The sequence below is a fragment of the Acinetobacter sp. ABJ-A23_2 genome (assembly GCF_044538765.1).
Taxonomy (GTDB): Bacteria; Pseudomonadota; Gammaproteobacteria; order Pseudomonadales; family Moraxellaceae; genus Acinetobacter; species Acinetobacter nosocomialis_A.
Genome location: NZ_JBIUCP010000009.1, coordinates 72,009 through 90,870 on the forward strand (window position 1 = coordinate 72,009; position 18,862 = coordinate 90,870).

14 protein-coding genes and 3 tRNA genes are annotated in these 18,862 nt (G+C 39.9%); 11 read left to right on the forward strand and 6 right to left on the reverse strand.

Features of this window, described 5'->3' with window-relative positions:
• Positions 1-9 precede the first annotated feature (9 nt).
• Together rplQ and ACH63V_RS05330 are read left to right on the forward strand one after the other, a co-directional pair.
• On the forward strand, positions 10-387 hold the full coding sequence (rplQ, locus tag ACH63V_RS05325) for a 50S ribosomal protein L17 (protein WP_002049717.1): 378 nt from the start codon (positions 10-12) through the stop codon (positions 385-387).
• 181 nt (positions 388-568) lie between these two features.
• Positions 569-2,059 (forward strand): NAD(P)/FAD-dependent oxidoreductase, encoded by a 1,491-nt coding sequence (locus tag ACH63V_RS05330; RefSeq protein WP_174735283.1) that lies wholly within the window; start codon positions 569-571, stop codon positions 2,057-2,059.
• 49 nt (positions 2,060-2,108) lie between these two features.
• Here ACH63V_RS05330 and ACH63V_RS05335 read toward each other — a convergent pair whose 3' ends face one another.
• Positions 2,109-3,281, reverse strand: a complete 1,173-nt coding sequence (locus ACH63V_RS05335; RefSeq protein WP_311069731.1) for an acyl-CoA dehydrogenase family protein — start codon at positions 3,279-3,281, stop codon at positions 2,109-2,111.
• 188 nt (positions 3,282-3,469) lie between these two features.
• On the opposite strand from ACH63V_RS05335, the gene ACH63V_RS05340 reads away from it, so the two are divergent.
• The 5 genes from ACH63V_RS05340 (at position 3,470) to ACH63V_RS05360 (ending at position 9,010) form a co-directional block, all read left to right on the forward strand.
• Positions 3,470-3,727 (forward strand): succinate dehydrogenase assembly factor 2, encoded by a 258-nt coding sequence (locus ACH63V_RS05340; RefSeq protein WP_002049719.1) that lies wholly within the window; start codon positions 3,470-3,472, stop codon positions 3,725-3,727.
• A gap of 6 nt (positions 3,728-3,733) precedes the next feature.
• Positions 3,734-4,123 (forward strand): hypothetical protein, encoded by a 390-nt coding sequence (locus ACH63V_RS05345; RefSeq protein WP_396462933.1) that lies wholly within the window; start codon positions 3,734-3,736, stop codon positions 4,121-4,123.
• Between the two features lie 767 nt (positions 4,124-4,890).
• On the forward strand, positions 4,891-5,976 hold the full coding sequence (locus tag ACH63V_RS05350; RefSeq protein WP_209045130.1) for a hypothetical protein: 1,086 nt from the start codon (positions 4,891-4,893) through the stop codon (positions 5,974-5,976).
• A gap of 84 nt (positions 5,977-6,060) precedes the next feature.
• Positions 6,061-6,627 carry a rhombosortase gene (gene rrtA, locus ACH63V_RS05355; RefSeq protein ID WP_004711824.1) on the forward strand — a complete coding sequence of 189 codons (567 nt, stop codon included), beginning with the start codon at positions 6,061-6,063 and terminating at the stop codon, positions 6,625-6,627.
• A gap of 187 nt (positions 6,628-6,814) precedes the next feature.
• On the forward strand, positions 6,815-9,010 hold the full coding sequence (locus ACH63V_RS05360) for a TRAP transporter large permease subunit (RefSeq protein ID WP_263614646.1): 2,196 nt from the start codon (positions 6,815-6,817) through the stop codon (positions 9,008-9,010).
• A 149-nt stretch (positions 9,011-9,159) separates the two neighbouring features.
• On the opposite strand, the gene ACH63V_RS05365 is transcribed toward ACH63V_RS05360, so the two are convergent.
• From ACH63V_RS05365 to rnr, 4 genes are all read right to left on the reverse strand, one after another.
• The gene (locus tag ACH63V_RS05365) at positions 9,160-9,591 is read right to left on the reverse strand and encodes a hypothetical protein (protein ID WP_396462934.1); all 432 of its coding nucleotides are present in this window, start codon (positions 9,589-9,591) and stop codon (positions 9,160-9,162) included.
• A gap of 11 nt (positions 9,592-9,602) precedes the next feature.
• Positions 9,603-9,812 carry a YheV family putative zinc ribbon protein gene (locus tag ACH63V_RS05370; RefSeq protein WP_191001078.1) on the reverse strand — a complete coding sequence of 70 codons (210 nt, stop codon included), beginning with the start codon at positions 9,810-9,812 and terminating at the stop codon, positions 9,603-9,605.
• 40 nt (positions 9,813-9,852) lie between these two features.
• On the reverse strand, positions 9,853-11,907 hold the full coding sequence (locus ACH63V_RS05375; protein ID WP_396462935.1) for a M3 family metallopeptidase: 2,055 nt from the start codon (positions 11,905-11,907) through the stop codon (positions 9,853-9,855).
• Between the two features lie 133 nt (positions 11,908-12,040).
• Positions 12,041-14,461 (reverse strand): ribonuclease R, encoded by a 2,421-nt coding sequence (rnr, locus tag ACH63V_RS05380; RefSeq protein WP_396462936.1) that lies wholly within the window; start codon positions 14,459-14,461, stop codon positions 12,041-12,043.
• 261 nt (positions 14,462-14,722) lie between these two features.
• Here rnr and ACH63V_RS05385 point away from each other — a divergent pair.
• The 4 genes from ACH63V_RS05385 to ACH63V_RS05400 all read left to right on the forward strand — a co-directional run bounded on the left by ACH63V_RS05385 (position 14,723) and on the right by ACH63V_RS05400 (position 15,717).
• Positions 14,723-14,813 (forward strand) — tRNA-Ser (locus tag ACH63V_RS05385).
• 10 nt (positions 14,814-14,823) lie between these two features.
• Positions 14,824-14,900 (forward strand) — tRNA-Arg (locus ACH63V_RS05390).
• A gap of 39 nt (positions 14,901-14,939) precedes the next feature.
• Positions 14,940-15,016 (forward strand) — tRNA-Arg (locus tag ACH63V_RS05395).
• A gap of 107 nt (positions 15,017-15,123) precedes the next feature.
• On the forward strand, positions 15,124-15,717 hold the full coding sequence (locus ACH63V_RS05400) for an HAD-IB family hydrolase (RefSeq protein ID WP_343568733.1): 594 nt from the start codon (positions 15,124-15,126) through the stop codon (positions 15,715-15,717).
• A 67-nt stretch (positions 15,718-15,784) separates the two neighbouring features.
• Here ACH63V_RS05400 and ACH63V_RS05405 read toward each other — a convergent pair whose 3' ends face one another.
• Positions 15,785-18,520, reverse strand: a complete 2,736-nt coding sequence (locus tag ACH63V_RS05405) for a beta strand repeat-containing protein (RefSeq protein WP_396462937.1) — start codon at positions 18,518-18,520, stop codon at positions 15,785-15,787.
• Between the last annotated feature and the right edge of the window lie 342 nt (positions 18,521-18,862).

An 18,862-nucleotide genomic window follows, 5' to 3' on the forward strand; every position in this document is an offset into this window, starting at 1 on the left:
ACTATCACCATGCGTCATCGTAATAGTGGTGTGAAATTAGGCCGTACAAGCAGCCATCGTAAAGCGATGTTCCAAAACTTGGCTAATTCTTTATTTGAACACGAGTTGATCAAAACAACTGTGCCTAAAGCTAAAGAATTACGTCGTGTTGCTGAGCCTTTAATCACTCTAGCAAAAAACGATACTGTAGCAAATCGTCGTTTAGCATTTGCTCGTACTCGTAATGCTGCAACTGTAGGTAAATTATTTACCGTACTCGGCCCTCGTTACAAAGAACGTAACGGCGGTTATCTACGTGTTCTTAAAGCGGGCTTCCGTGCTGGTGATGCAGCACCGATGGCTTACGTTGAGCTTGTAGATCGTGAAGTTAACACTTCAGCTGAATAATTGATATTATTCGGAAAAGGCCGGCTTTATGCCGGTCTTTTTTATTTTCTGAAAATTATAAAAATAAAAAAATGTCCTCAAGTGACATAAAAAAACGGATAAACGGTCAAACTTGACATTGTGTATTGTCAAAATTGTGCTTTAATAAAGTCATATTCTCAACAATGGGTATAAAAATAAAATGGAAAAGCAAGTTGATATTTTAATCATTGGTGCAGGCATTTCAGGAATCGGAGTTGCTGCCCATTTATCTAAAAATTCTCCGCAACGTCAGTTTGAAATTTTAGAACGTCGTGAATCCTTTGGCGGGACTTGGGATCTTTTCCGTTATCCTGGTATTCGTTCAGATTCTGATATGTCCACTTTTGGTTTTAACTTTAAACCATGGCGTAAAGCAAATGTATTGGCTGATGGTGCTTCTATTAAAGGGTATCTAGGTGAAGTGATTGATGAGTTTAAGTTAAAAGAAAAAATTCACTTTGGTCATCGTGTACTCTCTGCAAATTATGATTCTTCATCTAAGAAGTGGAATGTTGTTGTCGAAGATAGCAATAAAAAACAGCAGACTTGGGTAGCTAACTTTGTTGTAGGTTGTACCGGGTATTATAATTATGACCAAGGCTATGCACCGACTTTCCCAAATCAAGAAGCTTTCAAAGGTCAACTCATTCATCCGCAACATTGGCCGGAAAACTTAGACTATACAGGTAAGAAAGTAGTAATTATTGGTAGTGGAGCTACTGCAATTACTCTGGTCCCTGCAATGTCAAAAGGTGGTGCAGGTCACGTGACGATGTTACAACGTTCGCCTACGTATATTGCAACTGTTCCTTCTATTGACTTCATCTATGAAAAGACTCGTAGATTTATGTCTGAAGAGGCGGCTTACAAATTTACCCGTGCTCGTAATATTGGTATGCAACGCGCAATTTACGCATTGTCTCAGAAGCATCCTAAAACAGTTCGTCGTTTACTCTTAAAAGCAATTGAAATGCAGCTTAAGGGTAAAGTAGATATGAAACACTTTACGCCTTCTTATAATCCTTGGGATCAGCGTTTATGTGTAGTACCTGATGGTGATCTATTTAAGATTCTTCGTGAAGGTAAGGCGAGTGTTGAAACTGATCAGATTGAGAAATTTACAGAGACTGGTATTCAATTAAAGTCTGGTAAACACCTTGATGCCGACATCATAGTGTCTGCAACTGGTTTACAAGTTCAAATTATGGGTGGTGTTCAAGCTAAAGTTGATGGTAAGCCAATCAACTCCTCAGAACATATGCTTTACAATGGCATTATGCTAAGTGATATTCCAAACATGGCAATGATTATTGGCTATGTGAATGCATCTTGGACATTAAAAGTTGATATTGCAGCTGATTATATTTCCCGTCTATTAAATTATATGGACAAGAATAACTATGACGAAGTTATTCCAGCGGGAAATAAAAACGAAATGGAAGAAGATACTGTAATGGGTAAACTATCTTCTGGTTATATTAGTCGTGCAGCTCATGAGCTTCCAAAGCAAGGTAAGCATGCTCCATGGCAAGTAACCAATAACTATCTTGAAGATAGAAAGTCATTACAAAATGCTAAGTTCGATGATGGCATTCTTCATTTTCACAAACATTCAGATGTAAATACACGTAAGCCAAAGCTAGTGTCTTAAGATTTGAAATAAAAAAGGAGGCAGATCGCCTCCTTTTTTATGTATGGTATTAAAGTGTTCTGGAAATTAACTCTTTCATAATTTCATTGGTGCCTGCATAAATGCGGTTTGCTCGGTGGTCAATATAAGCACGAGCAATTGGGTATTCCAGCATGTAACCATAGCCTCCATGTAATTGAAGACATTCATCAACCACTTTTGAAAACATATCAGAAATTTTATATTTTGCGGCAGCAGCAGCTTCGACACTTAATTTTTCATCAAGTTGTAATTCCATACAACGATCTAAATAGGTACGACAGAAATCAATTTCTGTGCGTAATTCTGCTAGTTTAAAACGTGTATTCTGGAAAGCACTAATTGGCTTGCCAAATGCTTTACGATCTTTTGTATATTGAACAGTATGTGCAAACGCTGCTTCTGCACCAGCTTGGCAGATAATTGCAACCAACATACGTTCCCATGCTAATTCTTTCATGAGCATAATAAAGCCCATACCTTCCATGCCTAAAAGATTTTCTTTAGGAACACGAACGTTATCGAAGAAGAGTTCACATGTATCTTGGCCTTTCATGCCAATTTTGTTGAGTGGCTTACCTTTAGTAAAACCGGCACGGTCAGCTTCAACAATAATAAGTGATAAATTGGCAGAGCCTTTATCGCTGTTACCTGTTTTACAGACCACGATGGCCATATCGCACAAATAGCCATTGGTAATAAATATTTTTGAACCATTAATGACATATTCATTGCCATCAAGAACGGCTGTTGTTCGAACAGCTTGTAAATCTGAACCCGTTCCTGGTTCTGTCATGGCAATTGCGGTCACTGTTTCACCAGTCGCCATCTTAGGGAGCCATTTTTGCTTTTGTTCTTCATTTCCAAAGTTATTGATATAGTTGGCGACAATATCGGAATGCAGCGAGAAACCTGTACTTGAGTCCATGGCATAGGCTTGTTCTTCAATAAGAATCATACTGTATAGACGGTCTACACCTGAGCCACCGTATTGTTCTGGCATGGTTGTGCACAGTAAACCTAACGCACCCGCTTTATTCCAAAGATCTCGGTCCACATGTTGTTGTTTCTCATATTTTTCAGTATTTGGCACCACTTCTTTTTCATAAAACTTGCGTACAGTTTCTCGGAAAGCTTCATGTTCTTCATTTAATAGATGGCGAGGTAACATATTTGGAATGGGACGAATAGCACCAGATTGCATTGTATTTCTTCCTTGGTTTGGGCTTGATGTTATAAGTCTAAAATACGGGAAGCTCACTAGGTCTAACAATGTGATGAATGCTCATTTATAGCTATGAAGTGATAAGTTTGGTCAATTTGATATTTTTAGCGAACTTTCTTATGTGATCAGGTAAACTAGGCGCACTATCAACGCAGATGGGGAAATAAATGTCTGAAGAAATGACCTTGGAAGAACGTAAAGTAGTTTATCGCGCACGCCGCGGTTTAAAGGAAATTGATGTCTATTTTGACCCGTATGTGAAAAATTATTACTTAAAGGCAGATCCAGCAGAAAAAGCATTATTTGCTGAATTAGTAGAGCAGGAAGATCCTGATTTACTTGACTGGTTTATGGAAGTATCTGAACCACCACGTACTGAATTACGTGATTTTATTCATAAATTAAAGCATTATGTTCATGGCTGATTAGTTTTGGTCAACCAATTGAATTTTAAACTGAAATATAGCCGTTTCTCGATTATATTTCAGTTTTTTATTGGCCTAGGTTTAGCAGCTCTGTTTTATCAGCTGATAACAATACTCTGGTGGTTGGTTGCGGTCTGTTTATTATTTATAAGTTTTATTTTCTTTTTAAAGCGACCACAGCTCGTTCAAATTGCTTATTTAGATCAGAAATTATGGTCACTTAGCTTTCATTCAGAACAAACCATTTCTCGTGTAGAAATTTTAAAAATAATTGATTATCAGATTTTCATAGTGATCTATTTTGAAGAGCATAAGACACTAACTTCTGTGATTTGGTTTGATCAAATGCCTTTGTCGCAGTGGAAACAACTTAAAACCTTAGAAAAATTCTATTAATTGTTAGACAATTCTACATTTGTATATTTATTTAAAAATTTTAAAAATCAAATAATTAAAATTTATTTATTTTCGGAAAATTTAAATTGTCTAGTTAAAATACAGAAAAAATAGCAAGAAAGTCAATTGTCCGACAATTTCTCAATATGGTTATTATTCTATCGGTTAAAGTACAAACACCAACGTAAAGTGTGTCGGAGGTCTCAAATGGAGATGCCAACATGGTCGTTCTTGGTCATTGCCATCATTTTGGCAGTGGTGATAGGAAGAGCAGGAACTTTACTCAGGGAATATCTTAATAAAGCTAATTATAGCAAAGTTAAGAGACAGAGGATGCAAAGGTCGTCGGTCAGCCAATAGTTTAATTGGTTAATCGATTAATTTCATCAAGTGTCCAGTTTTACTGGGTGCGAATGTAGTAAGGAGGTCTCTCATGGAGATTTCAATGTGGATGTTTCTGTTAATTGCAGTTGTTATGGCTGTAGTAGTAGGAAGAGCAGGAACTTTACTCAAGGATTATATAGAACAACAATAATATAAGCCGTTAAAAGCTTATCCCAGTTAATAAGTAGCATGTGCTGAACCGTCGCAATGCTACTTTTTTTTGCCTAAAATTTTTGTTTCCCTGAAAAACTGTCAATTTTATCTGCTGTGAAGTGTGTCAAAGTATAAGCGCTACAATTAGAGTAATTACTCTTTTATTCAAGATATGCATCTGCTAATGTACATCTGAAAAGGAAAAAACAAATTACATCGAGGACAGGAAGATGTCTAAAGTCCAAAAAATAAGCCAAGGTTTGGCGATGAGTTTTCTTGCAGCTTCAGTTTTATCAGGTTGTTCATACGTCGTGAAAAGCGGAGCAAATGTTGCTTTAGGTTTTACGGAAAAGCACGTCGTTCCACCTATTTTGGCAATGCAAGATGCTGAAATGGTTTGTAATACTGGTAGTGCCTTAACTCCTGCAATCATGTCGACTAAAGGTATGGGTGCAGATCCTACTCGTGTTGCTGTCTTAATGTATGCTGCTTCAGGTGTATGTGCGGAAAACCAAGCATTAGAACAGGAGTTACGTTATTTGCGCGCTTCAAAAGCAGGACAAGTAACAGAAGCTCAAGATGCACGTATTGCGCAGAAGCGTTGGGCTGCTATTGCTGCTGAACGCCAATATACCGGCTATAAATTATTCGCTGATCGTTGGGAATCTAAATATAAGTACCATTTAGGTGATTCTTGTCCAACTATGCGTAGTGATACCGATCAGACTGTATATCTACTTGGAATGATCAGTGGTCTTCAAGCGGTGACGAATGACATTAACTCAGGTGGTTCTGTCAATGTTCCGAAAGATATTGCTGCTATTGTAGAACGTGGCATGGTTTGTCTTGATAACCAAAAGTTCTGGGGAGCACCAAATGCAACACGTGCGGTGATCTGGACTTTATTACCAGGGGCTAACGAAGGTAAACCAGACCCGTATGAGACGTTAAAGCAGTCAGTGCAAATCGGTGAGCAAAAAGGTGTTCGTTTGTCCCATGCACTCTATGCTGTAGCTGCTCAAGCGAGTGGTGACGACGCCAAAATCCGTGATGCATTAAAAACTTATGCTGCATCTCAAGCAGATGACAAGCCAGTCAATCCGAACTTCAAGTTAATCGATAGTATGGCGGGTTTAATTGTCCGTGGTATTTCTGACCGCTATTGGACTGAGCATACAGGTGTTCGTACAGGTGATAATGGTATGTCTCATTTCTGGGATGAGAAAAACGAAGGTTCAGCAGAACTGGATGAGTTGTTTGATGGTGGAGCTGCATCAGAAGTTCCAGCTGACTCGACCTCTGCACCTGCACAGTAAACAGATCTGAAGAAACTAACTCCTTGCGGTTGCTACGTATTTTCTGATTAATCGTAAGGGGTTCGGTTTTAAAAGGAGTGTGCTATGAAAGATCATGTACTCAATAAAAAAGTGCTTTTGGTCGCAGGGTGCATTTCTGTTTCTGCATGTCTACAAGTATTTCCAGACTATTTTATTTATTGGCGCGAAAGCTTACTCGGTGAGTTTTGGCGTTTGTGGACAGCACACTGGGTACATGTTGGCTGGATTCATTTTCTTTTAAATATGATGGCATTCGCATGTTTGCCCTTCATATTTCCGCATACCAAAGTGTGGCACATCTTAAGTCTTCTTTTTCTTTTGCCGCCTTTTATCAGTTTGGTGTTCTATTTTTATTTGCCTTATATCGATGCATATGCCGGTCTATCTGGAGTACTCCATGGGCTGTATACGGCTGTTGCTTTAGTTTATTTGCAATACCGTAAAGAACGGAATTTTGCATTACTGGTTTTAGGGTTAATTATTGCCAAGCTGATTTGGGAAAACACCTTTGGACAAACAGGCACAGCACAGTTGATAGGGAGTCCTGTTTTAACCGAAGCTCATTTATATGGGGCGATAGGCGGTGCAATCTTTGGAGGATGCTATTGGCTTATACAAAGGTTCAAATAGAAAGATTGACAATACAAACTGTTAAAAAAGAGATTTTAGTCATTCTTTATTGATAAAGTTTGATGCAAATTTGATCGTTGAATAAAGGGATTGGTAGAAGGGGAATGGACGATACCCCTGACCAAGGAAATTGCATGACTCAAAGCCTTTGTTATGAGGGGTTTGAGAGAACAAAATTGGAATATTTATGCAAGAATATCAAGAAAAAAGATCTGGATTAGGTCTGCTGGGTTATATATGGAACGAATGGATCTCAACATTCGTAATCCTCATTTTACTATTAATGACGCTCATAATTGGTACCGGGGAAATGATCCACGGACAATTATTACGTATCGGGGAACGTCTTTATGGTGACCCTGCTATAGGCATGCAATATTCGTTTTTGCGTGCGGAGCCTGAAAAGCCGTCTTGTGATCGACATCCAAATATTGATGCTCAAGTAAAAGAGCAAATGAAAGCGAACGCATCTGATGATTTCGCAAGCTTCTTTGGTGCTGCCTCAGAAAGTGATGTCCGTGCATCCTTACAAGCAGCACAGCAGCAATGTGAAGATAAATATCTGGCTTACGATAAAACCATTAAATATATTGAAGCAAATCCAGGGGTACGTACATATCGTACGATTGAAACGGGTTTCTTTGGCATATTTAAATTTGGAACAGAGAACCGCGCAATTTTACTAGTCTTTATGGTCTTAATCTCAGCGATTACTGCATCGTTGAAGTTTCACCATATTGGTTTACGTAACCCTGCAACCAAGCTGGACTACAAAGTGTATGCCTTCTTTATGTTGCTTGGTAATGCATTGCTTAGTTCTTCAGTAATTAGCCAGTACCGTTCTGTGATTAATTCAGGGGTTTCTCCAACTCATGAAACAATCATTATTTACTGGTTATGGATGATTTTATTTGTCGTCCTTACTTTAATTAGTCTTTATCAGCTATTTGTTTCCCCACCAGCAAAACGTGAGGGTGGCAATATTGGCTTAGCTTTATTATGTGTGCCTTTGTATGCATATATGGCTGTGATTACAGGTGTAGCATTTACGTTCTTTATGGATTACCCAATGGGGCAAGGGATTTACCTTGGTCAGTTGGTAGAGTTCTCGGGCATTTTCTTAAACCTTGCCTTGTTTATTTGGGCAGGTATGTTGCTCACGCAAACACGTGTTATGGATTTGTTCCTAAACGTACTTCGTCCATGGAACTTGGCACCAGAAACTTTAACTTGGTTAATTTTGATCGCTGCTGCTGTACCAACTGCCTATACAGGTGCTTCTGGAATTTTCGTTATAGCGGCCGGTGCGATTATTTATAAAGAAGTCTGGAATGCAGGCGCTCGCCGTCAGTATGCACTCGCTGTATCTGCAATGTCTGGTTCACTAGGTGTAGTGGTACGTCCTTGCCTTTTAGTCGTTCTAATTGCGATGTTGGATAGTCGTCATGTTACGTCTGATGAATTATTTGGACATGGTATTTATGTCTTCTGGTTAACTGCATTTATTTTCTTGGGTGTCTCTCTTTTCTTGGCAGAAGAGAAGTTCCGCGTGAACTCACCGAAAGTAGCACTTCCAGGTATGGCACGTGCTTTTGTACCGGTTATTCCATACATCTTGATTACTGTAGTTGTTCTTGCATTTTATAAATATGCATTAGATACAGGTATGAATGAATTTACTGCACCAGTGATTCTGCCTCTCGTGCTCATTGCGATGATCTTGTACGATAAAATGGTTATGCCTAAAGAGGCACCAGCGTTAAATATTCATGAAGCAATTGTTCGTGAACATGAGAAAAAATCTCCATTCTTACAGTCACACGATCCACATAGTTCACAGTTCCGTCTAGGTTTTGGTGGTGCATTACGTTTTGCAACATCAGAAACAGTTGGACATATTGGCGCGCTTATTATTTTAATGGCGTTGTCTGCAAGTGTGGGTGGTTTAATCGAGCGTACCGAAATTGTTGAAATGTTGCCGACTCACTTGGGTAATATTTATATTTCGCTCGCATTTATTGCATTACTACTTGCCATTATTGGTATGTGTACAGATCCATTTGGTGCTGTAATTTTAGTAGCAGCAACGATTGCTCCTGTAGCCTACGAAAATGGTATTCACCCAATTCACTTCTGGATGATTGTATTGGTTGCATTCGAGTTTGGTTATGTAACACCACCAGTTGCCTTGAACCATCTACTCACGCGGTTATCCGTTGGTGATGATGAGGTAAATGCTGCCGATGCAGAAGCCAAAGAGAAATACACAAGTTTCTACTACCGATATGAACGTTGGTTATTACCAATTATTGTCTTGTTCTCATCATTGGTATTAGTCACTTATGCTCCATTAGTGCTGAAACTATTTGGTTGGTACAAGTAATTTAAAAATATAAGCTGAGTGAAAACACTCTCTTTAAGAGGGTGTTTTTTTATGTCGTAGTTATTTTGAGCAGATAAATTCTTAATAAATAAAAAAGCTAGTTCCGTATGAACTAGCTTTTTTGCATCATATTTAGAGTTAAACAAATACTATTGTTGTTTAACCTGAGCCTCAAGGAGCTTCACTTGCTCTTCTTTTAGCTTAATCAGTTGATCTGCATCAGCATGTTGAGCTTTTAATGTCTCTTCCTGATCTTGCAGCTGATGGTGAATGTCATTGAGTTTAGACACTTCTTCTTTTGCTAAAGATTCTTGAGCTGGAACAGGTTGTTTGAGCACATCTTCATTTACAAGCTGTTGCGCGTTAGCAGTTTGTGTTTGAGCGACAGGCTCAGAGCTTGCAGATGGTTTTGTAGTTTTTTGAGGTGCAGGTGTCGAGACAGGTTGAAGATCAACCATTGGTGCTGACGATTCGGTTTTTTTGAAAAACCATTGTGCTGCGAAAAAAAGCACTACAAGAATGCTTAAGCCCCCAATTAAAATCCACAAGAGTTTTGAGTTTTGTTTTCTTTGTAGTGGCATGTTTAAGACCTTTAGTCAGAACGACGAGGCTTGAACTGTATTACTCCAACTTCATCAGGTATAGCAGGTGTTTCTGGCTCATCAATATGAGTCGGACGATTTTCGCTATAACCGCATTCGATACATTCAATCCATTCGTCTTCAGCGGTGGTTAGCATGACAATCCGATCTATGGCTTCACATTTTGGACATTTAGCCCCAGCAATGAAACGTTTTTTCATCTTTATCACCCTAACCACACGATCAATTTAGGCCCATAGTTTAAGCGGTTTTGTTGTCGTTCGTCCAACCTTGATGACGTAACAATGCATCAATTTTTGGTTCACGACCACGGAAATTGACAAATGCTTCAAGAGCTGTGTCTTTCCCACCGACAGCTAAAATTGCTTGACGGAATTCTTTACCCGTTTGAGTGTTGAAAATACCTTCATGTTCAAAGCGATCAAATGCATCGCTCGCTAAAACTTCTGCCCACTTGTAAGAGTAGTAACCCGCTGCGTAACCGCCTGCAAAAATATGACTAAAGCTATGTTGGAAGCGGTTGTAGTCGACAGTTGGAACTACTGCGTACTGTTTGCGAATGTCATTTAAAGTCTGCTGAATTTGCTCACTATTCAACGCAGGAGTCTTGGTGTGAATAGTTAAGTCAAACAGTGCAAATTCAAGTTGACGTAAAGTTTGCATGCCAGACTGGAAGAAACGAGCATTTAATAATGCATCGAGTAACTCTTGAGGTAAGGTCTGCTTGCTTTCAATATGTTCACTTAAAACATCAAGACTTTCTTTGTCCCATGACCAAAACTCCATAAACTGACTTGGTAACTCGACTGCATCCCAAGCAACGCCGTGAGTACCTGCAACCGAGATATTATCTACTTCAGTTAACATATGGTGTAAGCCATGTCCAAATTCGTGGAACAGTGTAATGACTTCATCATGAGTCAGTAAGGCTGGCTGATTGCCTACAGGTGGAGTGAAGTTACACACCATATAGCAAATTGGTTTTTGTAAACCATGAACAGTTTGCATACGTGAGCGGAAGCCACTCATCCATGCGCCGCCGCGTTTACCAGTACGTGCATATAAATCAAAGAAGAACCCGCCAACTACTTGGCCTTGGTCTTCTAATTCAAAATAGCGTGCATCTGGATGCCAAACAGGAGCTTCACGTTCAACAATCTTAATGCCGTATAGGCGCTGAACAATCTGGAATAAGCCCTGAATGACTTTCGGAGCAGGGAAGTAAGGTTTTAATGCTTCTTGAGATAAGTTGAACTGTTGTTGTTTAAGCTTTTCAGAATAGTAAGTCGTATCCCAAGGTTTGAGTTCATCAATCCCATCTTGTTTGGCAATTGCTTGTAGCTCAGCAACTTCTTGGAGAGCAGGGGTACGTGCATGCTCAGCTAAGTCGGCTAAAAAGTCGTGAACTGTTTTGACGTCAGGAGCCATTTTACTAGCAAGAGAATATTCAGCGTAGTTATTGAAACCAAGTAGTTTTGCCATTTCTTGGCGAAGGCTCAAGATTTCTTCCATAATTTTGCTGTTATCAAACTCTGTTTGTTCAGATTGATCCGATGCACGAGTGACATAAGCTTTATAAAGCTCTTCACGTAATACACGGTCATCTGCATAGGTCATGACTGCAAAATAAGCTGGGAAATCTAAAGTTGCTACAGCTTGGTCAAGCTCGCGCTGTTTACCGTACTGCTTTAGTAACTCAACATTACTTTCTGGAAGACCTTTTAGCTGGTCTTCTGTAAGTGGTTTAAAGTAAGCCTGTGTCGCATCAAGTACATGGTTTGAGAAGTCAGAAGAAAGCTGTGAAAGTCGTGCAGAAATCTCTGCGTAGCGTTTTTTCTCGTCACCTTCTAAAGCAACGCCAGAAAGTTTGAAGTCACGTAATGCGAGTCGGATAGCACTTTGTTGAGCAGGACTTAGCGTTGAATAGCTCTGACCATCATGAATGTGTTGATAGGTCTGGTACAGCGCCGTGTGTTGGCCAAGCTGAGTGTAATATTCACTTAAAGCAGGTAAGAGTGACTGATAGACTTCTCTAGTTTCAGCATTACTCATCACTGCATTTAAATGCGATAAAACACCCCATGATTCACTGAGATTATTTTCAAGGGTATCAATTTGTTCAAGTACAGCAAGTTGCTGGTCTGTGTCAGAAGGTGCAGCTGTAAGTGTGTTTAAGAACTCTTGTCCTACTTGAATCGCTTGTTGAATATCTTGTTTTAAATTATCTAATGTAATTTGGTCAAAGCGGGGAGTAGGTAGAGTCGCTTGCTGTAAAGTCATTGCTAATAGCCACATTATTTTTTAAACATAGTATTAGATGTAGGTATTGTTAGGCAGGAAATCAAGCTTAAATTGAAAATAAACGTTCTAAAAATATTAAGCCCCCATGTTTGGGAGCTTAATAACAAAGAATAAAAACATTTATGAATTAGTCAGCCTTAGATTTGGCATTCGACTTTTTCTTTTTTGGTTTTGCTTTTTTCTTTACTTTTTCTGGCTTAGCCTCTGCTTTCGTAGTGGTTTTTTTACCAGATTTTTTAGTATATGAACTTGGTTTACCTTTTTCCTTCTTTTTACGGACAGGTTTTTCGCCATCATTTGAAGTAGTAGGTGGTTTACCAAAAACTTCTTCAGTTGCTTGTGTTGCTGTTCTGGTTGTACGTGGGGCACGACTACGAACTACTCGTCCAGCATGAGTCACTTGCTGAATAAGTTGGAAATCGATCTTACGTTCTTCCAGATTTACACCAGCAACCTGAATTTTAACTTCATCGCCTAAACCGAAGACCTGACCACGATTTTGTCCAATAAGGTTTTGACTTGCTTGATCATAAATAAAGAAATCATCGCCGAGCTGGCTAATATGAATCATGCCATCAACATAGAGGTCTTTAAGAGTAACGAATAGACCAAATTCAGTGACAGCACTCACAATACCAATAAACTCATCACCTAAGTGCTGTTGCATATAGTGACATTTCAACCAAGTCGTTACACTACGAGATGCTTCATCAGCACGGCGCTCGGTTTGAGAGAAATGCTCACCAGCATCATCTAAAGCTGCACCAGAGAGCGGATAAGGCTTTTGTTTCAAATGAGCTTTAATAGCACGATGTAACAATAAGTCTGGGTAGCGGCGAATTGGTGATGTGAAGTGCGTATAAGCTTCATAAGCTAAACCATAGTGACCGGCATTTTTAGCACCATAGTAAGCTTGCATCATTGAGCGTAATAACACTGCATGAATGCTTGGCGCATCAATGCGGTCTTTAGTTGCCTCAATAACTTTTTGATAATCTGCTTGGGTTGGTTGATCTGGGAAAGGTAAGCCAAGAAGTTTAACAAAGTCTTTTACTTTCTGAATACGTGAGAACTCAGGCGCTTCGTGTACGCGATATAACATTGGAACATCATGTTCTAATGCATATTCAGCCGCGGCGACGTTAGCAAGTAACATACATTCTTCAATCAGCTTATGTGCTTCATTACGTGTACGAGGCAAAATTTCTTTAATTCCGCCTAGCTCATCAAAAGTCATGTACGTTTCAATGGTTTCAAATTCCATTGCATGACGATCAGCACGTAAATTTTTCAGAATCTGATAAAGCTGGAAAAGCGTATTTAGCGATTTGTGAATATCACGATCTTTTGGAATCGCATCGGTTGCACCGTCAAAATATTGCGCTACTTGTGTATAGGTCAAACGTGCTTTCGAGTGCATCACAGATGGATAAAACTCATAACCCGTTACACGACCAGTACGTGAGATTTTTAGGTCACAGACCATACATAAACGGTCTACGTGCGGGTTAAGTGAACACAATCCATTTGATAATGCTTCTGGTAGCATTGGTAATACAAAGTGCGGGAAGTAAACCGAAGTACCACGTTCTTCTGCTTCTTCATTCAGAGCTGAGTCTAAACGTACATAATGGCTGACATCGGCAATTGCTACGACAACGCGATAACCACCACCTGGACGTTTTTCTGCATATACAGCATCATCGAAATCTCGAGCATCTTCACCATCGATTGTGACGAGTGCTAAATCTCTTAAATCAACTCGTCCTTCACGGTCTTGTGCAGAAGGTTCTTTAAAACTTTCAGCTTCTTTTATAACTTCATCTGGAAATTCGTAAGGTAAGCCAAACTCAAGAATAGTCTGCGGAATAATAATTTCAGTATCCGCTTTATCTGCCATAGATTGAATAATATGCGCCGTTGCAAACTCTTCACGGGTTGGGTAGGTATCTATGGCAACACGAAGCATATCACCAACATTCGCTTTGGCATGTGCAACTAATTCTTTTTCTAATGGAATAGGTTGGTGCTGATTTGGATTATTAGGTTGAATAAAGTATTCACCTTCATGTACCGATAATTTACCAATTAACTGTTTTACACGATGTTGTAGAACCTCGGTAATGAACCCCCACGGTTTACCTTTTCGGTCTACAGAGGTCTGCCGAACTCGGACTCGATCACCATTAAAGACTAAACGTAACTCACGCTCAGGAAGTAAAAGATCATCTTGACCATCAATATGTGCGGTGCCTAAACCTTTACTATTAATATAGACGGTCGCTTCATAAGTGGGTTGGTCTGTCACTAACTGAAACTTGAACCCGTCTTTCATGATTTGACCATCACGAACCATTGCACTTAAGCGATGGCTTAAAGCTTCGATACTTTTTTGGTCTTGAATATGAAAATGGTCAACAAGTTCTGCATGAGATTGCGGTGTTTGCAATTGTTCCAACGTATCTAATATTAGAGTACGGCTTGGAATAGGATTGTCATAACGTTCAGCTTCAGCTTTCGCTTCGGGATCAGCCCAGTTTTTTGTCATGTCTTTTGATTTCACGCTTGGCAGATAAGTTTAGCATAAGCCATGCAGACCCGAACTGCACGTTTAGGTTTGCAATAATGTGTTATGCACTACTGTATTTTAATGAAGAAATAATATCTATCTTAACAAGCGTTTGATCGAAAAAGACGAAAATAATAAGGAAATTGCTTAAAAAATAATTCATTGAACGAAAAAATAAGAAAATTTCAGTATGATGACTTGAACAATAGGGTTTTAGTTTGTATTATGGCGGCTCGTTCCGGTGAGGTGGATGAGTGGCTGAAATCACTTCCCTGCTAAGGAAGCATACCTATTACTGGTATCGAGGGTTCGAATCCCTCTCTCACCGCCATTTACTTAATGCGCTCATAGCTCAGCTGGATAGAGCACTTGGCTACGAACTAAGGGGTCGGGAGTTCGAATCTCTCTGAGCGCACCAAGTAAAACAGAACGAATCGCTGAAAGGCACACAAGTTACGCGCTCATAGCTCAGCTGGATAGAGCACTTGGCTACGAACTAAGGGGTCGGGAGTTCGAATCTCTCTGAGCGCACCAACTTGAAGAATTAACCGCTTTTATAGCGGTTTTTTTGTATCTGTTGTTTAGTAATTTTTAAAAAATTTAAATTTATAACTTTTTAATTATATTAGAGATAACGATAAATGAATCTGGCTTTATTTGATTTTGATGGCACGATCACCCATAACGATACTTTCAGTTTGTTCCTTAAATTTTCTTTGAGCAGAAAAACTCAAATACTAGGTGGTATTCGTCTTGCACCTTATATTGCAGGCTATAAGTTTGGATGGGTAACGGATAAGACCATACGAACTAAGCTCTGTCAGGTGGGATATATAGGCTACGATGCAGATTCCCTAAAATATATGGGACAAGAGTTTGCTAAAACGGTAATTCCTGCCTGTATTCGTGAAAATGCTTTAGAACGTATTCATTGGCATAAACAGCAAGGAGATCAGGTTGTTGTGGTATCCGCTTCATTGGGTGTTTATTTAGAAAGTTGGTGTCAGTCTTTAGATTTGGACGTTATCTGTAATCAACTTGAAATAGATAATGGTATTTTAACTGGTAATTTTGTTGATGGTGATTGTGGTTATTTAGAAAAAGTAAATAGAATAAAAAATAAATATGATTTAACCCAATATTCTACTATTTATGCTTATGGTGATACTCCTAATGATTATGCAATGTTAGAGCTGGCACATAAGAAATATTATAGATGGCAAGAAATGAATTAATATTAATTAATATTTAAAAATATATTTAAAAAGAAAGCCACTTTATTAGTGGCTTTCTTAAAGATTATTAAACTGTATGTAAAGTATTATCTAAGAAGTGGTCAGTAAGTAATGACTGAGATACTAGAGTATGAACCGTGTTTGTTACGCTCGATACTGTAGAAGTGACTCCACCTACATTGCCGCCAGTTACTCCACCTAATAAGTTAGAAATAACGTCTGTGCCACCTGTACCAGTTACACCACCAGTTAAGCTACCTACGATATCTGTTACGACACCAATAGGGTTACTGCCAGCAGCGCCACCAGTTACACCGCCAATGATGTCAGTCACTGTGCCAAGTGGATTACCGCCAGTCGCACCACCAGTTAATCCACCAATAATGTCAGTAACAGTACCAAGAGGACTGTCACCTCCAACACCACCAGTCACACCACCAATAGCGCCAGTCGCACCACCAAGGATGTCAGTTAAAATACCAGTCGCAGTTGTGCCATTGGTAATGAGCGTGTTGACAATACCAGTTGCATGATCAGTTGCACCTTGGATATTACCGCCGACTAAATCAGATACAACCTCAAGCGCACCATTTACAGTGTCGCGAGATGTTTCGAAAGTTAAAGTGCCGAGGTGAGCAATATCGGTAACAGGGTGTTCAGTTTGAGGAAGTACGCTAACTACAGTGTCTGCAACAGTATTAATTCCTGTATTAATAATGCTGGTTTTTAGGCTTTCCACACCCTGAAGAACATCGATACCACTTTGAACTACATCAACTACTGGAGAAATAGGAGATGTACCACCACCAATAATACCGCCAGTCACACCACCGATGATATCAGTAACAGTACCAAGTGGATTACCGCCAGTAGCGCCACCAGTTATACCACCGATAATGTCAGTCACTGTGCCAAGTGGATTACCACCAGTTACGCCGCCAGTCACACCACCGATGATATCAGTAACGGTCCCAAGCGGATTACCGCCAGTAACACCACCTGTCACGCCACCGATGATGTCAGTCACTGTGCCAAGTGGATTACCACCAGTTACGCCGCCAGTAACTCCACCGATGATGTCAGTCACTGTGCCAAGCGGATTACCGCCAGTTACGCCACCAGTCACACCACCAATAGCACCAGTCACACCGCCAAGAATGTCAGTTAAAATACCAGTCGCAGTTGTGCCATTGGTAATGAGTGTGTTGACGATACCAGTTGCATGATCAGTAGCGCCTTGGATATTACCGCCCACTAAATCAGATACAACCTCAAGCGCACCATTTACAGTGTCGCGAGATGTTTCGAAAGTTAAAGTGCCGAGGTGAGCAATATCAGTAACAGGGTGTTCAGTTTGAGGAAGTACACCAACTACAGTGTCTGCAACATTATTAATACCTGTATTAATAATGCTGGTTTTTAGGCTTTCGACACCTTGAAGAACATCGATGCCGCCTTGAACCACATCAACAACTGGGGAAATAGGTGATGTACCACCACCAATAATACCGCCAGTCACGCCACCGATAATGTCAGTAACAGTACCAAGCGGATTACCACCAGTTACGCCGCCAGTCACACCACCGATGATGTCAGTAACAGTACCAAGTGGATTACCACCAGTTACGCCGCCAGTCACACCACCGATGATGTCAGTAACAGTACCAAGTGGATTACCACCAGTTACGCCGCCAGTCACACCACCGATAATATCAGTAACAGTACCAAGCGGATTACCACCAGTTACGCCGCCAGTCACACCACCGATAATATCAGTAACAGTACCAAGCGGATTACCACCAGTTACGCCGCCAGTTACGCCACCAGTCACACCACCAATAGCACCAGTCACACCGCCAAGAATGTCAGTTAAAATACCAGTCGCAGCTGTACCATTGGTAATGAGCGTGTTGACAATACCAGTTGCAGATTGGGTAGCGCCTTGAATATCGCCACCTACTAAATCAGATACAACCTCAAGCGCACCATTTACAGTGTCGCGAGATGTTTCGAAAGTTAAAGTGCCGAGGTGAGCAATATCAGTAACAGGGTGCTCAGTTTGAGGAAGTACACCAACTACAGTGTCTGCAACAGTATTAATTCCTGTATTAATAATGCTGGTTTTTAGGCTTTCCACACCTTGAAGAACATCGATGCCGCCTTGAACCACATCAACAACTGGGGAAATAGGTGATGTACCACCACCAATAATACCGCCTGTCACACCACCGATAATGTCAGTAACAGTACCAAGTGGATTACCGCCAGCACCACCAGTCACACCGCCGATAGCCCCAGTTACACCACCAATAATGTCAGTTACTACACCAACTGGATTACCGCCGGTCACGCCACCAGTTAAACCACCAGTCAGGCCGCTGATAGTGCCAGTCACACCGCCAAGGATGTCGGTTACTGCACCGACTGGATTGCCGCCAGTCACGCCACCAGTTAAACCACCAGTCAGGCCGCCGATAGTGCCAGTCACACCGCCAAGGATGTCGGTTACTGCACCGACTGGATTGCCGCTAGTAGCGCCACCAGTTACACCACCAACAGCACCTGTTACGGTACCCACTACACCAGAGACTAAGCCTGTTGTCTGAGAAACGGTATTGGTTACAGTTGAAACAACATTAGAAAGTAAGCCTGATGTTGAAACATTTCCAGTAGCAATATTTATATCGGAAACGTTTACATTAACAGTAGAACCTGTGTTTACAACAGGATTCACTGATACAACATTACTCAAGTCCTGAGTAACTTTTGTTATTGAAGATACGAGAGTTTTCAGTAAGAACATGATGGTCTATTTCCTGTATATTTATGTATTTTTAAGTAAGTATTTATTTATTGCGTTAGGCAATTATTGAGATATGTTTCTCAATAATTAAAATTTAGTATTGGGTAGATCTCAAAAAGTGTCAATCCATATTTCTACTCAAATAATTTGATAATTATAATATTTTGACAATTAGATATTCATTCTGATTTAGACATAAAAATAATAATTTTTTTTATAATATATGGTTTAAAGATGAGTGTATTTTCCTCCATTTTTTATTATTTTTATAATTATTAGTGCTAAATTGTTTTATTTATAAAAATAATTTTGCATAAGTATAAATATATTATTTATATAATA

What these genes read in the sequence shown, in the direction of transcription:
- rplQ (WP_002049717.1), top strand. Translation starts at nt 10, where the DNA reads ATGCGTCATCGTAATAGTGGTGTGAAATTAGGCCGTACAAGCAGCCAT.
- ACH63V_RS05330 (WP_174735283.1), top strand. Translation starts at nt 569, where the DNA reads ATGGAAAAGCAAGTTGATATTTTAATCATTGGTGCAGGCATTTCAGGA.
- ACH63V_RS05335 (WP_311069731.1), bottom strand. Translation starts at nt 3,281, where the DNA reads ATGCAATCTGGTGCTATTCGTCCCATTCCAAATATGTTACCTCGCCAT.
- ACH63V_RS05340 (WP_002049719.1), top strand. Translation starts at nt 3,470, where the DNA reads ATGTCTGAAGAAATGACCTTGGAAGAACGTAAAGTAGTTTATCGCGCA.
- ACH63V_RS05350 (WP_209045130.1), top strand. Translation starts at nt 4,891, where the DNA reads ATGTCTAAAGTCCAAAAAATAAGCCAAGGTTTGGCGATGAGTTTTCTT.
- rrtA (WP_004711824.1), top strand. Translation starts at nt 6,061, where the DNA reads ATGAAAGATCATGTACTCAATAAAAAAGTGCTTTTGGTCGCAGGGTGC.
- ACH63V_RS05360 (WP_263614646.1), top strand. Translation starts at nt 6,815, where the DNA reads ATGCAAGAATATCAAGAAAAAAGATCTGGATTAGGTCTGCTGGGTTAT.
- ACH63V_RS05365 (WP_396462934.1), bottom strand. Translation starts at nt 9,591, where the DNA reads ATGCCACTACAAAGAAAACAAAACTCAAAACTCTTGTGGATTTTAATT.
- ACH63V_RS05370 (WP_191001078.1), bottom strand. Translation starts at nt 9,812, where the DNA reads ATGAAAAAACGTTTCATTGCTGGGGCTAAATGTCCAAAATGTGAAGCC.
- ACH63V_RS05375 (WP_396462935.1), bottom strand. Translation starts at nt 11,907, where the DNA reads ATGTGGCTATTAGCAATGACTTTACAGCAAGCGACTCTACCTACTCCC.
- rnr (WP_396462936.1), bottom strand. Translation starts at nt 14,461, where the DNA reads ATGACAAAAAACTGGGCTGATCCCGAAGCGAAAGCTGAAGCTGAACGT.
- ACH63V_RS05400 (WP_343568733.1), top strand. Translation starts at nt 15,124, where the DNA reads ATGAATCTGGCTTTATTTGATTTTGATGGCACGATCACCCATAACGAT.
- ACH63V_RS05405 (WP_396462937.1), bottom strand. Translation starts at nt 18,520, where the DNA reads ATGTTCTTACTGAAAACTCTCGTATCTTCAATAACAAAAGTTACTCAG.